We start from the raw sequence: 16,149 nt of genomic DNA on the forward strand, positions 1-16,149 counted from the left end.
GGAGTCGCAAATCTTGAATGTTATTTGGGGTTGTGATAAAATCATGGATAGCAGAAAATCATAAAAGTAACAGAAAGATAGGAAAAGTAAAACCCATGGGTAGGAAATTTGATGTAATTATCGTTGGTGCTGGGGCAGCCGGAATGATGGCAGGAATCAGTGCTGCGAGACATGGCGCAAGTGTATTGATTTTAGAACACATGGAGAGCGCAGGGAAAAAAATACTGGCAACCGGAAATGGAAAATGCAACTTTACCAATGAAAAGCAGGGAACCTTGTATTATAGAGGCAAGAACCCTGCCTTTGTATTGCCTGTTTTCCAACAATTTGGTTTAGAAGATACCTTAGAACTTTTTCAAAAATTAGGAATAGAGCCTCGTAGTAAAAGAGATGGTTATTATTATCCGGCAAGTGGACAGGCATCGGCTATACGGGAAGTGCTTTTGATGGAGTGCAGATATCAAAAGATAAGAATTGCTTACAATGTTGGTATTCGAAGTATTCAAAAAGTAGAAAATGAATTTATTTTTAACACCAAGCAGGGAGAATTTCAGAGTAGCACCTGTATAATTGCTACCGGAGGAAAGACAGCAAAGAAAACAGGAAGTGACGGAAGCGGAATTCCATATATTGAAGGTTTTGGTCATAAAATAATAGATATTGTGCCTGCACTTGTCGCTTTGCAGGGAAAACAGTCATTTTTGCCGGAAATTGCAGGAATTCGTGCAGAAAATCGAGTAGAAATCTACATAGAAAATGAGAAAATAGCCGAAGAAACAGGAGAACTTCAATTGACCGAATATGGTGTATCTGGAATCCCTGTTTTTCAGATAAGCAGATATGCCTCTTATGCTTTGCAAGAAGGAAAAGAGGTTTATATTTTGCTGGATTTCCTTCCATGGCAGACAGAGGCACAAACGGAGAAAATGTTAGAGGAACGGTTTGTTACCTACGGAAATAAAAAGTCTGCATACGAAGCTATGATAGGATTGTTTCCGAATAAGCTGATAAACGTTCTTTTAACACAAAGTGGAATCGTGCTAGATTTAAGCGCAAAGAATTGTTCCAGAGAAAAAATCAAAGAACTGACAAAGACAGTGCGGCACTTACGAGTAGATATTACCGGAACAAAAGGGTTTGAGTCAGCACAGGTAACCGCCGGTGGCGTAGATACAGAAGAAATTAACGCTACCACGATGGAGTCTAAACTAGTTTCGGGACTTTATTTTGCAGGGGAAGTAATAGATATTGACGGAATGTGCGGTGGTTACAATTTGCAATGGGCATGGTCCAGCGGTTGGATAGCCGGTGCCTATGCAGGGGAAGGAAGCAAACAGATATGATTCGAATACAGCAATTAAAATTACCTATTTCTCATACGGAAGAACAGCTAAAACAAAAAATAGCGAAGACACTTAAAATGTCAGCGGCGGATATACAAGAGTATTTTATAAAAAAGCAATCCATTGATGCCAGAAAAAAGCAGGAAGTATCTTATGTTTATACGGTAGATGTATCAGTTCCGAACGAACAAAAACTCTTAAAAAAGTTAAAAAACAATCATCTTTCTATTGCAACAGATGTAGCATATGTTTTTCCTGAAAATGGAACAAGGGTCTTAAAACATCGTCCGGTTATAATCGGAAGTGGTCCTGCGGGTTTATTTTGCGGGTATTTACTGGCACAGCATGGTTATCGCCCAATTATAATTGAACGTGGCAGATGTGTAGAGCAACGTCAAAAGGATGTAGAGGCGTTTTGGAAAACAAATGTACTGGATATTCACTCTAATGTGCAGTTTGGAGAAGGTGGTGCAGGAACTTTTTCTGATGGTAAGTTAAATACTCTTGTAAAGGATGTAAAAGGAAGAAATAAAAAAGTGCTTGATATTTTTATTTTTCATGGAGCACCGGAAAAGATTTCATACATGAATAAACCTCATATTGGAACGGATATTTTAATGAAGGTAGTAGCCGATATGCGTAACCAAATAAAAGTTTGGGGTGGGGAATACCTATTTGAAACTTGTATGAAAGACATTGTGCGAAGAGACAATGAAATAACAGGTATTATATGCAGAAATGAAAAAGATGGAAAGGAATTTCAAATTCCGACGGAAGCATTGGTTTTAGCAATCGGGCATAGTGCCAGAGACACCTTTGAAATGTTACTGGAACGTAAAGTGCCTATGGAAGCAAAATCTTTTGCGGTTGGAATGCGCGTAGAACATCCACAGGAAATGATTAGTAAAAACCAATATGGAGAAGCTGCCGATATGTTACCTGCTGCATCCTATAAAGTTACGGCAAACTTGGAAAATGGAAGAGGTGTCTATTCTTTTTGTATGTGTCCGGGCGGTTATGTAGTGAATGCTTCTTCAGAAGAAGGTCGACTGGCAGTAAATGGCATGAGCTATAGTGGAAGAAATGGAAAAAATGCCAACAGTGCAATTATTGTAACTGTTACACCGGAAGATTTTGGAAGTAGAGAACCTTTGAGCGGTGTGGAATTTCAAAGAAAACTGGAACAAAAAGCATATGAATTAGGAAACGGCAAAGTGCCACAACAGTTATTCGGAGATTTTGAACAAAGAAAGGATTCCACGACATATGGAGCCTTTGAAACAGAATTAAAAGGAGCGCATACGTTTGGTGCACTTCATACCTTGTTTTCAGAAGAAATTACAGAATCTTTTGTCCAGGGAATGCATCAGTTTGCAAAGAGAATTCAGGAATTTGACCGAAAAGATGCAATTTTATCTGGCGTAGAAAGTCGAACTTCATCTCCGGTAAGAATTCCAAGGGATGAAAACTTTGAAAGTAGTTTGAAAGGAGTATACCCTTGCGGGGAAGGAGCAGGGTATGCAGGCGGAATTATGTCGGCGGCAATGGATGGCATGAAAATAGCAGAAGAGATAGCAAGAAGGTACAAGGTACCTGAAGCATAGGAAAAGAACAGAAACGAGAGGAAATAATAACGTGAATGTAAATATGGCAGATTTAACACCCATGATGCAAAAATATATGGAGACGAAGCAAGAGTATCCGGATTGTATCTTATTTTATCGACTGGGTGATTTTTATGAGATGTTTTTTGAAGATGCAGAAATTGCATCGAAAGAATTGGAGATTACATTAACAGGCAAAAGCTGTGGACTAGAAGAACGTGCACCTATGTGTGGTGTTCCATATCATGCAGTAGAAGCCTATCTAAATAAATTAGTGTCCAAAGGACATAAGGTGGCTATTTGTGAACAGGTAGAAGACCCTAAAATGGCAAAGGGATTAGTAAAACGTGAGGTAGTGCGTATTGTAACTCCGGGAACGAATTTAGATACACAGGCATTGGATGAGACGAAGAACAATTATATTATGTGTATTGTTTATATGCAGGATCGGTATGGAATCTCTATTGCTGATGTGACAACAGGTGATTATTATTTAACCGAAGTAGATACAGAACGAAAACTTCTGGATGAGATACATAAATTTGCACCATCGGAAATTATCTGTAACAAAGCATTCTATATGACAGGAATGGACTTTGAAGATTTAAAACATCGTTTAGGAATTGCTATTTATTCATTAGATTCCTGGTATTTTAGCGATGAGACAGCCAAGGGAACACTTTTAGAACATTTCAAAGTAAAGAATCTTCAAGGACTTGGTATCGAAGATTATGAGTCTGGTACAATCGCTGCGGGAGCTTTGTTGAAATATCTCTACGAGACACAGAAAAACAATCTAGCCAATATGACTTCCTTACAGTTATATATTACCGGAAAATATATGATTATAGACAGTTCTACAAGAAGAAACTTGGAGTTAGTAGAAACATTGCGCGAAAAGCAAAAACGTGGTTCTTTATTGTGGGTTTTGGATAAAACCAAAACAGCCATGGGAGCCCGCATGTTGCGAAGTTTTGTGGAACAGCCATTAATCGATAAAGAAAAAATAGAACAACGCTTAGATGCTATTGAAGAACTGAATCAAAATGCTATGACCCGTGAGGAAATTCGGGAATATTTAAATCCCGTCTATGACCTGGAACGATTGATTAGTAGAGTGACCTATCAAACAGCAAATCCAAGAGATTTGATTGCATTTAAAAGTTCTTTGTCTATGCTTCCGTATATCCGAAATTTACTGGGTGAATTCAAGGGAACGTTATTAAATGAAATTCAAGAAGAAATGGACGTTTTATCTGATATTAACGACTTGATTGAGCGTTCTATCGTGGAAGAACCACCGATTTCTGTTCGTGATGGCGGTATTTTAAAAGAAGGCTACAATGAAGAAGTAGATAAGTTGCGTCACGCAAAAACAGAGGGAAAGACGTGGCTTATGGAATTAGAAACCAAGGAACGGGAAAAAACAGGGATTAAAAATCTGCGTATCAAGTATAACAAAGTATTTGGCTATTATCTGGAAGTGACTAATTCCTACAAGAATCTGGTGCCGGACTACTATACCAGAAAGCAGACCCTTGCCAATGCAGAACGTTATATTACACCGGAATTAAAAGAATTAGAGGATATTATTCTGGGGGCAGAAGATAAACTTATTTCCCTAGAGTATGAATTGTACCGTCAGATTCGAGATACCATTGCGGCAGAAGTACTGCGTATTCAAAAGACAGCCAAGGCAGTGGCAAAGATAGACGTATTTGCATCCCTTGCACTGGTAGCAGAACGAAACAATTATTGTCGACCGACAATTAATGAAAACGGTGTCATAGACATCAAAAGCGGACGGCATCCGGTAGTGGAAAAAATGATTAGCAATGATATGTTTGTGTCCAATGATACCTATCTGGATAATGGAAAAAAACGTATTTCTATTATTACCGGGCCGAATATGGCAGGAAAATCTACTTATATGAGACAAACAGCGTTGATTGTGTTAATGGCACAAGTAGGAAGTTTTGTTCCGGCAGAAAGTGCAAAAATCGGCATTGTTGACCGCATCTTTACCCGTGTGGGCGCATCTGATGATTTGGCAAGTGGACAAAGTACCTTTATGGTGGAAATGACCGAGGTGGCAAATATTTTACGAAATGCTACAAGTAACAGTCTTTTGGTATTGGATGAAATCGGAAGAGGAACCAGCACCTTTGATGGATTGAGTATTGCCTGGGCAGTGGTGGAACATATCAGCAATCCAAAACTTTTAGGGGCAAAGACATTATTTGCTACCCATTATCATGAACTGACAGAACTGGAAGGAAAGCTTAATAATGTCACCAACTATTGCATAGCAGTAAAGGAAAAAGGAGATGACATTGTTTTCCTACGAAAAATTGTTCCGGGAGGTGCTGACCGAAGTTACGGTATTCAGGTAGCTAAATTAGCAGGAGTACCGGAAAGTGTTATTGAACGCGCGAAAGTAATCGCAGAGGAACTTAGTGCAAATGATATTACTGAAATTGCAAGTAATATTATGGTAGATACCGGAGCAACATCAAAGAAAAAGAAAGAACGATTAGACGAAGTGGATTTGACACAAATGTCGCTGTTTGATACAGTAAAGGACGATGATATTATTGAAGAAATCAAAGAGATTGATTTAGCAAATCTCACACCAATTGATGCATTAAATAAGTTATATCAACTTCAAAATAAAATAAAAAACAGATGGTGATTACAAAGCGAGAGAAAAAGTTAACATAAAATAATTATGTCAACCGAACAACATGGAAAAGGAGGAAATATGCCTAATATAGAAATACTAGACCAACAGACCATAGACAAAATTGCGGCAGGAGAAGTCATAGAACGACCGGCATCCGTAGTAAAGGAATTAGTGGAAAATGCCATTGATGCCAGAGCTACTGCAATCACAGTAGAAATCAAAGAAGGCGGTATTTCCTTCATTCGAATTACGGATAATGGATGGGGAATTCCGAAAGAGCAAGTGCCGTTGGCGTTTTTACGTCATTCTACCAGTAAAATCCGAAGCGTAGAAGATTTATTAACCGTATCTTCCTTAGGATTTCGAGGTGAGGCACTTTCCAGTATTGCAGCCGTTTCACAGGTGGAATTAATTACAAAAACAGCAGAGGGAATCAGTGGTGTTCGCTATGTGATTGAAGGTGGTAAAGAAAAAATATTAGAAGAAATCGGAGCACCGGATGGTACCACCTTTTTGGTGCGAAATCTTTTTTACAATACCCCGGCGCGAAGAAAATTTTTAAAAACATCCCAGACAGAAGCGGGTTATATTGGAGATTTAATGGAACGATTGGCAATGTCCCATCCGGAAATTTCTTTTAAGTTTATCAACAATAATCAGGTGAAACTGCATACATCCGGAAATTCCAATTTAAAAGAAATTATATATCATATTTATGGAAGAGATATTGCTACGAATCTTTTAGAAATACAGGGGGAAAATGAATTCTTTTCTGTTCATGGATTTATTGGAAAACCTTTGATTTCCAGAGGAAACCGAAACTATGAAAATTACTTTATTAATGGAAGATATGTAAAAAGTAAACTGATTGCCAAAAGCATTGAAGAAGGCTACAAGTCTTTTGTGATGCAGCATAAATATCCTTTCACAGTATTTCATATCTCAATTAATGGGCAACTTTTAGATGTAAATGTACATCCGACGAAAATGGAACTTCGTTTTAGTAACGGAGATGTGGTGTATCATTTTTTGGAAAAATTGATTCGAGATACGATCAATCAAAGTGAATTGGTATATCAGGTGACTTTGGAAAAAGAAAGGGAAACCAGAGCACGGGAAGAACAGGAACGAAGAGAATTTTTGAAGAAAGAACAGCATGCCCCGGAGCCTTTTGAGGTAAAACGATTAGAAAGTATAAAAGCATCGATTCAAAAGGAAAGAGAAAGTCAGGTCAGACCACAGAATAACCAGGTGGCAGAAGAATCTACTTATGCTGTGAAAAGGGAACCGTTAAAACCGGAAGATGCGATGCCACTAGCGAATTTCGAGAGAAACGCAGAAGGTTTGCCAAAACAGGAAGTATTGCAGACAACAGAAGGCTTGCAAAAACAAGCAGTATTACAGCAAACAGAAAGTTTGCCGAAACAAGAAATCCCCCAAGAAACAAAACCGATTCAAGATAAGAATGTCATTCAAGAAGCGGCAGAACAGCCGAAAGAGACATTTGCACAACAAGTTGTTAAAAATCCGGTACAGGAGGATATGCGAAAACTATTGGATATAGAGTCGAAAAAGGATCACAGAATTATTGGGCAGCTATTTGAAACCTATTGGTTGATTGAATTTGATGACCATCTCTATATTATAGATCAACATGCAGCACATGAAAAAGTACTGTATGAACGCACTATGAAAAGCTTGGCAAACAAAGAATTTACTTCTCAGACTATATACCCACCGGTTCTTCTGACACTTAATATGCAGGAAGAGGAACTGCTGAAAAAGTACATGGATTATTTTAAAAAGTTAGGCTTTGAAATAGAACCGTTCGGAGGAAAGGAATATTCTGTCACAGCGCTTCCGGGCAATCTGTTCGGTTTAGACGGAAAACAACTGATGGTAGAAATTCTGGATAGTCTTGCAAGTTTTCATGGAAATGAAAAACCGGATATGATTACGGAAAAAATTGCGTCCATGTCCTGTAAAGCGGCAGTAAAGGGAAATCAAAAGTTGTCTATGGCAGAAATCGAACGTTTAATTGATGAACTTTTAACTTTAGATAATCCATATCATTGCCCACATGGAAGACCAACCATTATCTCCATGTCGAAATATGAATTGGAGAAAAAATTTAAGCGGGTGTTATAATGAAAAAACCACTAATTATTTTAACGGGACCTACTGCGGTAGGAAAAACAGAATTATCCATTCAACTTGCAAAAAAAGTAAACGGCTCCATTATTTCGGCAGATTCTATGCAGGTGTATCGTTATATGGATATTGGGTCTGCGAAAATTCAAAAAGAAGAAATGCAGGGGATTCCGCATTATTTAATTGATACCTTTGAACCGGATGAAGAATTCCATGTGGTAAAATTTCAGGAATATGCTAAAAAATATTTAGAAGAAATTTATGCAGAAGGAAGAATTCCCATTGTAGCAGGTGGAACGGGATTCTATATTCAAGCCTTGCTGTATGATATTGATTTTACCGAGGAACAGGAAGACGTTGCTTATCGTAAGGAATTAGAAACGATTGCAAGGACTCAAGGTGCTCATGTATTACATGAAAAACTCAGAGAAGTAGATCCAAAATCAGCGGAGGAAATTCACGAGAATAATGTAAAGCGTGTGATTCGGGCGTTGGAATTTTATCACCTTTCAGGCGGAAAAATATCAGAACATAATGAAAAAGAACGTCAAAAGGAATCTCCCTATCATTTTGCGTATTTTGTTTTGAATGATGAGAGAGAACGATTATATAGAAGAATCAATCAGCGTGTAGACATAATGCTAGAACAAGGATTGGTAGAAGAAGTAAAGAAACTAAAGGATATGGGATACCACAAAAAGATGGTTTCTATGCAGGGACTGGGCTATAAAGAAATATTAGATTATTTAGAAGGCGAGTGTACCTTAGAAGAAGCAATCTATCGTATAAAACGAGATACCAGACATTTTGCAAAGCGTCAGCTTACCTGGTTTCGCAGAGAACGGGAAGTACTTTGGGTTAATAAGCCGGATTTTCAATATAACAATGATAAAATGTTAGACTACATCATAGCAGAATTGGAAAAGAAACAGATATTAGTGTAAGTATTGTAATACAGAAAAGAGGAAGAAAAGTGGAAACAATGTATCAGGAATTAGGAATTGATTCAAAAGTATACCAATATGGAAGGAAGTTTGAAACACAATTAAAGGAACGATTTGAAAAGATTGACCAGACAGCAGAATACAACCAACTGAAAGTAATTAAAGCATTACAGACACACAAAGTAAGTGCGGAATGCTTTATGGGAAGTAGCGGATATGGATACAATGACCTTGGCAGAGACACCTTAGAAGAAGTTTATGCCACCTGTTTTAAGGGAGAAGCAGCGTTGGTTCGTCCACAGATTACTTGCGGAACGCATGCGTTAGCACTGGCATTAATGTCAAATTTACGTCCGGGAGATGAATTATTATCTCCGGTTGGAAAACCATATGATACGCTGGAAGAAGTAATTGGAATTCGACCATCTGTGGGTTCCCTTGCAGAATATGGAGTTACCTATCGTCAGGTAGATTTACTGGCAGATGGTAGTTTTGATTTTGAAAATATAAAGAAAGCCATTAATGAGAAAACAAAACTTGTAACAATCCAGCGTTCCAAAGGATATCAGACAAGACCGACTCTTTCGGTAGAACGAATTGGCGAGTTGATTTCTTTTATAAAAGGAATTAAGCCGGATGTAGTCTGTATGGTAGACAACTGTTATGGAGAATTTGTAGAAAAGAGAGAGCCGTTGGAAGTAGGGGCAGACATGATAGTCGGTTCTCTTATTAAAAATCCGGGAGGCGGATTAGCCCCAATTGGCGGATATATTGTAGGTAAGAAGGAATGTGTAGAAAATGCAGCATACCGACTTACATCTCCGGGACTTGGAAAAGAAGTAGGGGCATCCCTTGGGGTCATTCAATCCTTTTATCAAGGATTATTTCTTGCGCCGACTGTTGTGGCAGGTGCTTTAAAGGGAGCCATCTTTGCAGCTAATATTTATGAAAGTCTGGGATATCCGGTGGTTCCAAATAGTACGGAAAGCCGTCATGACATTATTCAGGCGGTAACCTTAAAATCCCCGGAGGCACTCATTGCTTTTTGCAAGGGAATTCAGGCGGCAGCTCCGGTAGACAGTCATGTGACACCGGAACCATGGGCAATGCCGGGATATGATGATGAAGTTATTATGGCAGCGGGAGCATTTGTACAAGGTTCTTCCATCGAATTAAGCGCAGATGGTCCGTTAAGAGAACCATATGCCGTATATTTCCAGGGAGGACTTACCTGGTATCATGCAAAGCTTGGAATTTTGATGTCTTTACAGAAACTATATGAGGCAGGTTTAGTCGAATTATAAGTGTAACAATGTAAAAAATAGAATAAAATAGTGTACACAAAACTTCTTTTGTGCTAAAATAAAATGTAAAACTTTTTCCGTTACATTGAGAGAGTTAGGAAAAAGCATGCAAACACATATTACAATGAAAGAAATGCCGGAGTCGGAAAAGCCATATGAAAAATGTATTCGTAAAGGTGCAAAAGAACTTTCGGATGCAGAGTTACTTGCGGTTATCATAAGAACAGGTACGAAAGAGAGAACAGCGTTACAAACCGCACAACAGTTGTTATGCGGTGGTGAAAAAAATCTTCTCAACCTGATTAATATGACGCAGGAAGAGATGCAAAAGATTCCGGGAATTGGTCAGGTCAAAGCAGCACAATTAAAATGTGTAGCAGAGCTGACCATGCGTATTGCCTGTACAAAACGGGCAAGCAGAATAAGCTTAAACCAGCCGGAAAGTGTTGCCGGATATTATATGGAAACACTAAGGCACGAATCGAAAGAAAAATTGTTATTAGCAATGTTTGATGCAAAATGCAGTCTTTTGGGGGATGAAGTTATCTCTGTTGGAACGGTGAATCATTCAGTGGTATCACCTCGTGAAGTATTTTTAAAAGCATTACAGTATAAAGCAGTGCATATTGTATTACTTCACAATCATCCAAGTGGAGATCCGACACCCAGTGAGGCTGATAAACAGGTGACAAAGCGAATTGCAGCTTGTGGGGAAATGATGGATATCGTTCTTGCTGATCATATCATCATTGGTGATAACAGTTATATAAGCTTTAGAGAAAAAGGCCTTTTGGGCTGAGGGAAAGGATAAGAAAAATGTCAACAAATGTTTATGGAATTGATTTAGGGACCTGTAATTTGAAAATTTTTTGCAAAGCAACAGGAAAGGTAATCAACGAGAAAAACACCATTGCAATCGTAAAGAAGAATCAGTTATATGCGTTCGGTGATGCAGCATATGCTATGTATGAAAAAGCACCAGATAATATAAAGGTGTCATTTCCTATCGTGAACGGAGTAATTGCTGATTATAATAATATGCAGACTTTGATAGGAGAGGTATTAGACAAACATGTAAAGAACCATACCAAGGGTGCAGAATATATTGTAGCAATTCCAACTTCTATCACTATGGTAGAACAGAAGTCCTTTGCGGACTTGTTTTATAAGAGCAGATTCAAACCAAAGAGTGTATTGCTGTTCCAGCGTCCTATCGCAGATGCAGTAGGTTTGGATTTGGACGTGCTGTCACCTACCGGATATATGATTGTAAATATCGGCGCAGATACTACAGAAATATCTGTAATTTCTCTTGGAGGACTTGTATTAAGTGAATTATTAGACTTTGGTGGCAAGCGAATTGATGAGTCTATTATCAGTTATTTGAAACGTACCTTCAGTTTGGCAATTGGACACAAAACAGCAATGTATTTAAAAGAAACATTGGGATGTGCGTTGCCGGAAGAGGAAGAACGTACTGCTAAAATCGTAGGAAGAGATTTGGTAAGTGGTTTACCAATTGAAATGGAGATTTCTTCTAAGGTTATTTATGAGGCAATTAAGGATAACCTGAATTCTATTTGCAATTCCATAAAATTGATTTTGGAAAAAACTCCACCAGAATTGGCACAGGATATTATTCATTCCGGTATTTATATTACAGGTGGTTCTTCTAAAATCAGTAAGTTGGATCAGTTATTTACCCAGATAACAAATATCAAAGTAAATAGCTGCGAATATCCAGAAGAAAGTGCGGTTAGAGGATTAAATAAAATTGTTTCTGATGAAAAATTAAAGAGATTGGCATTACAGTAAATTATAGATAGGATTGTGTTTTATGAAACGTAGATCAAAACATTCATTTCCAACTAAATATATGCTGCTGATACTATCAGGACTGTGTGTCCTGATAATGTTCGTAAGCTTTACGTTGAATCTATCTGGCGGACCGCTAAATACGGTTGCCGGCTATGTATTTACACCAATGCAAAAAGGAATTAACTCTGTTGGAAATTGGTTCGTATCCAGAGCGGATGAATTAAAATCATTAAAAAACGTTACCAAAGAAAACGAAGAATTGCAAGCGCAAGTGGATGAACTTACCGCAGAACTGAATACTGTTAAATTAGAACAGTACGAGTTGGACAGCTTGAGAGAATTGTTTCAGTTAGATCAAAAATATCCAAGCTACAAGAAAGTCGCAGCGCGAATTATCGGTAGCGATAGCAGCAACTGGTTCAATACATTTGTAATTGATAAAGGAACAAAAGATGGCATTGAAAAAGATATGAATGTCATTGCAGGAAGCGGTCTTGTAGGAATTGTAATTGATGTAGGACCAAATTATGCAAAGGTACGTTCTATTATCGATGATGCAAACAATGTCAGCGGAATGACGTTATCTACTACCGACCGTTGTAATGTAAACGGTAATTTGGAATCCATGAATGAAAATCAGGTAATTGAATTTTCTAACTTAAAATGCGATGAAAATGTAATAGGTCCTGGTGAACAGTTAGTAACTTCTAATATCAGTGATAAATACTTGGAGGGAATTTTGATTGGATATATTAGCTCTATTAAAAGAGACTCTAATAATCTAACCTATTCCGGAACAGTAACACCGGCGGTGGATTTCAAACATTTGCAAGAAGTGTTGGTAATATTGGATAAGAAGCAGTCTGCAAAGTAAAGGAGTATGAAACATGAGACGTAAAATAACGGTTTTTCTTATTATAGTAGTGTGTTTCTTGTTGCAAACGACTTTATTTCAGACCTTGGCATTTGCCTCGATAGCCCCCAATTTATTAATTGTAGTGGTTTCTTCCTTCGGATTTATGAGAGGGAGAAAAGAGGGGATGTGGATTGGGCTTTTTAGCGGCCTATTGGTAGATGTATTCTTTGGAAGTGTAATAGGATTTTATGCATTAATATATATGTATATAGGCTATATCAATGGTTTCTTTCGGAAAATCTTTTTCCCGGAAGATATTAAATTGCCATTGATTTTAATTAGTGCCAGCGACTTAGGATATAACCTTTTGGTATATTTCTTTTTGTTTTTCTTACGAGGAAAATTCCAATTTGGATATTATATACTTCATATAATGATTCCGGAGCTGGTATATACCATAGTAATAACAATTGCTTTGTATTTTGTGATTTTGAAAATCAATCAAAAGTTAGAAACAATCGAAAAAAGGAGTGCAAGTAAATTTGTTTGAGACAGTAAAAGAATTTTGCAAAAAACTAATAAAATCCAGATTATTTGTGCTCAGCGTTGTAATAGTAGTGCTGTTTGGCGTGCTGATACAGCGTATTTTTGCGTTACAGATTATTAATGGAGAAAAATATTTGGATAATTATACATTGCGTATTCAAAAGGAACGGACAATCCCCGGAACGCGCGGTAATATATATGACAGTAATGGAAAACTGCTGGCGTACAATGAGCTTTCGTATTCTGTAACCTTTGAGGATAGCGTGGTTTATGATACTACAAAGCAACGAAATCGAGAAATGAATAAAGAGTTAAACACCTTGATATCCATGATTGAAGAACATGGGGATAGCATTTCTAATGATTTTCAAATCCAAAAGAATGCAGATGGGGTTTATGATTTTACGGTTACCGGTTCTTCACTGAAACGATTCCTTGCAGATATTTACGGGCACAAAAAAGTAGATGAATTAACCTATAACAAAAAACTTGGATATGATGAAGGAAGTGCCACAGCAGAACAGGTTATAGAGTTTTTACAAGGTAGCAAGAAATTTAATATTCATGTGGAAGGAAAAGAATATCCGGACGAGAAGAAGGAAGACATTGATTATTATACAGAAGATGAAGCTTATAAGATTATGATTCTCCGGTATGCAATTTCCCAGAATAGTTATCAGAAATATGTACTTACCACAGTTGCACAGAATGTTTCGGAGGAAACAGTTGCAGTAGTAAAGGAAAATTCAGATACACTCCCGGGTGTTGATATTTCAGAAGAAAGTGTTCGAAGATATAACGATAGTAAGTATTTTTCACATATTATTGGTTATACGGGAAAAATTTCGCAGGATGAATATGAAAAGCTGTCTGCGACAAATGAAGAATATACCCAGAATGATGTAATTGGAAAATCGGGAATTGAACAAGTGATGGAAGAAGAATTGCAAGGAAAAAAAGGAAAAGAAACCTTTTATGTAGATAGCCTTGGAAGAATTATGGAAATCACTGATCATGAAGATTCCGCTGCCGGAAATGATATATATCTTTCCATTGATGCAGATTTGCAGAAAGCAGTGTATGACTTATTGGAGCAGGAACTTGCGGGAATCATCTATTCTAAAATGATACCGGCTAAGGAATATGATACCAGCTCCGGCTCAGCTTCCGACATTAAAATTCCAAGTGATGATGTGTTCTTTGCGTTGATTAATAATAACGTGATAGATGCAAGCCATTTTTCCCAGGAAGGTGCCAGTGGAACAGAACAGCAAGTGTATAACGCATTTTTATCTAAACAGGCAAATGTTCTTTCAGATGTAGAAAGAGAGTTGCAAAGTGCATCGCCAACAGCGTATAATGAGTTGGATAAGGAAATGCAGGTATACATGAGTTATATTCTCACAATGCTGACGAATGATAAAGTATTCCTTTCTTCAGAAGTGGATAAGGAAGATGCAACTTATCAGGCATGGAAAAATGATGAAATCAGTCTTGCGGAATATTTACATTATGCAGTATCCAAAGATTGGATTGATATTACAAAGTTTGATACACAGTCAAAGTATTCCGATTCAACAGAAATATATGAAGCATTGGTACAGTATATTATAGAAACATTAAAAACCAATAAGGGATTTGATAAAAAAATATACGAATACATGATTCATCAGGATTTGATTTCAGGAACGCAGCTTTGCATGATTTTATTTGAGCAAGGTGTATTGGCAGAAAATGAAGAAGCATACAATGGCTTGAAAAATGGAAGCATAAGTGCTTATAATTTTATTCGGGAAAAGATTAAAAATCTGGAAATTACTCCGGCACAGTTAGCGCTAGACCCATGTACAGGCTCCTGCGTTGTTACAGATGTAAAAACCGGAAAATTATTAGCGTGTGTTACTTATCCGGGATATGATACAAACCGTTTGGCGAATACGGTAGACGCAAATTATTTTGCAAGTTTACAACAGGATTTGTCACTTCCGATGTATAACAATGCAACGCAGCAAAGAACTGCACCGGGTTCTACTTTTAAACCGATTACCGCCGCAGCAGCATTGACAGAAGGCGTGGTTTCTACACAGGAACAGATATTGGATGAAGGAAAGTATACGAAGATTGACCCGGTAAATCCACCAAAATGTTGGATTTATCCAAATGGAACCCATGGATTGATTAATATCTCAGAGGCAATCAGAGATTCATGTAACTATTTCTTCTATGAAATGGGATATCGTCTGAGCATGAATGGGGATACCTATGATGAAGATAAGGGTATTGCAAATCTTCAGAAATATGCAACACTTTTCGGATTAGGACAAAAGACGGGAATTGAGATACCTGAAAACGAACCAAAGATTTCAGATGAATACCCAATTACGTCGGCAATTGGTCAGGGTAATCATAACTATACTACAACGGAATTAGCACGTTATGTAACAGCAGTTGCCAGCAGTGGAAATGTTTATCAAATGACGTTGTTAAATAAAGAGACCACTTCGGAAGGTGAAGTAGTACAGCAGTTTGAACCACAGCTTTTGTGGCATATTGATGATGTGGCACAAACTTCGTGGGATGCGATTCATTCAGGTATGAGAATGGTTGCAGAAAATAATAACAGTTTTAAGAATTTCCCGATTGCAGTTGCCGGAAAAACAGGTACTGCGCAGGAAGACAAAACACGAGCAAACCATGCGTTGTTTATTGGTTATGCACCATATGAAGATCCACAAGTAGCAGTTACTACCCGTATTGCTTATGGTTATACTTCCGCAAATGCGGCAGAGTTATCCAGCAACGTATTGAAATATTATTTTAAGCTTTCAGATGAACAGTCCTTATTGAATGGACAGGCTCAGAATATTGGAGATTCTACGAATGGATTTACAGACTAAGAG

Annotated in this window: 11 protein-coding genes; all 11 read left to right on the forward strand. The window is 37.7% G+C overall.

Annotated elements, in window-relative coordinates; translation table 11 throughout:
• The first annotated feature begins 17 nt into the window (after positions 1-17).
• Positions 18-1,343 (forward strand): NAD(P)/FAD-dependent oxidoreductase, encoded by a 1,326-nt coding sequence (locus tag KQI83_RS04290; protein ID WP_253295488.1) that lies wholly within the window; start codon positions 18-20, stop codon positions 1,341-1,343.
• Positions 1,340-2,947 (forward strand): NAD(P)/FAD-dependent oxidoreductase, encoded by a 1,608-nt coding sequence (locus tag KQI83_RS04295; RefSeq protein WP_216554989.1) that lies wholly within the window; start codon positions 1,340-1,342, stop codon positions 2,945-2,947. Before KQI83_RS04290 ends, KQI83_RS04295 begins: the two co-directional genes overlap by 4 nt.
• Positions 2,948-2,990: 43 nt before the next feature.
• Complete coding sequence (gene mutS, locus KQI83_RS04300) at positions 2,991-5,639, forward strand: DNA mismatch repair protein MutS (protein WP_216555416.1); 2,649 nt, start codon at positions 2,991-2,993, stop codon at positions 5,637-5,639.
• A 69-nt stretch (positions 5,640-5,708) separates the two neighbouring features.
• The gene (gene mutL / locus KQI83_RS04305; protein WP_216554991.1) at positions 5,709-7,778 is read left to right on the forward strand and encodes a DNA mismatch repair endonuclease MutL; all 2,070 of its coding nucleotides are present in this window, start codon (positions 5,709-5,711) and stop codon (positions 7,776-7,778) included.
• Positions 7,778-8,725 carry a tRNA (adenosine(37)-N6)-dimethylallyltransferase MiaA gene (gene miaA / locus KQI83_RS04310; RefSeq protein WP_253295489.1) on the forward strand — a complete coding sequence of 316 codons (948 nt, stop codon included), beginning with the start codon at positions 7,778-7,780 and terminating at the stop codon, positions 8,723-8,725. Before mutL ends, miaA begins: the two co-directional genes overlap by 1 nt.
• 38 nt (positions 8,726-8,763) lie before the next feature.
• Positions 8,764-10,029, forward strand: a complete 1,266-nt coding sequence (locus tag KQI83_RS04315; RefSeq protein ID WP_216555418.1) for a methionine gamma-lyase family protein — start codon at positions 8,764-8,766, stop codon at positions 10,027-10,029.
• Between the two features lie 106 nt (positions 10,030-10,135).
• Positions 10,136-10,828, forward strand: a complete 693-nt coding sequence (radC, locus tag KQI83_RS04320; protein ID WP_216554993.1) for a RadC family protein — start codon at positions 10,136-10,138, stop codon at positions 10,826-10,828.
• A gap of 17 nt (positions 10,829-10,845) precedes the next feature.
• Positions 10,846-11,844 carry a rod shape-determining protein gene (mreB, locus tag KQI83_RS04325; protein WP_216554994.1) on the forward strand — a complete coding sequence of 333 codons (999 nt, stop codon included), beginning with the start codon at positions 10,846-10,848 and terminating at the stop codon, positions 11,842-11,844.
• A 22-nt stretch (positions 11,845-11,866) separates the two neighbouring features.
• Entirely contained in the window at positions 11,867-12,721 is an 855-nt protein-coding gene (gene mreC / locus KQI83_RS04330; RefSeq protein WP_216554995.1) for a rod shape-determining protein MreC, read from the forward strand.
• 13 nt (positions 12,722-12,734) lie between these two features.
• Positions 12,735-13,253 carry a rod shape-determining protein MreD gene (mreD, locus tag KQI83_RS04335; RefSeq protein ID WP_216554996.1) on the forward strand — a complete coding sequence of 173 codons (519 nt, stop codon included), beginning with the start codon at positions 12,735-12,737 and terminating at the stop codon, positions 13,251-13,253.
• Positions 13,246-16,146, forward strand: a complete 2,901-nt coding sequence (locus KQI83_RS04340; protein WP_216554997.1) for a penicillin-binding transpeptidase domain-containing protein — start codon at positions 13,246-13,248, stop codon at positions 16,144-16,146. The genes mreD and KQI83_RS04340 overlap by 8 nt, the downstream gene beginning before the upstream one ends.
• The last annotated feature ends 3 nt before the right edge of the window (positions 16,147-16,149 follow it).

This window comes from Roseburia sp. MSJ-14 (assembly GCF_018918225.1).
Taxonomy (GTDB): Bacteria; Bacillota; Clostridia; order Lachnospirales; family Lachnospiraceae; genus Petralouisia.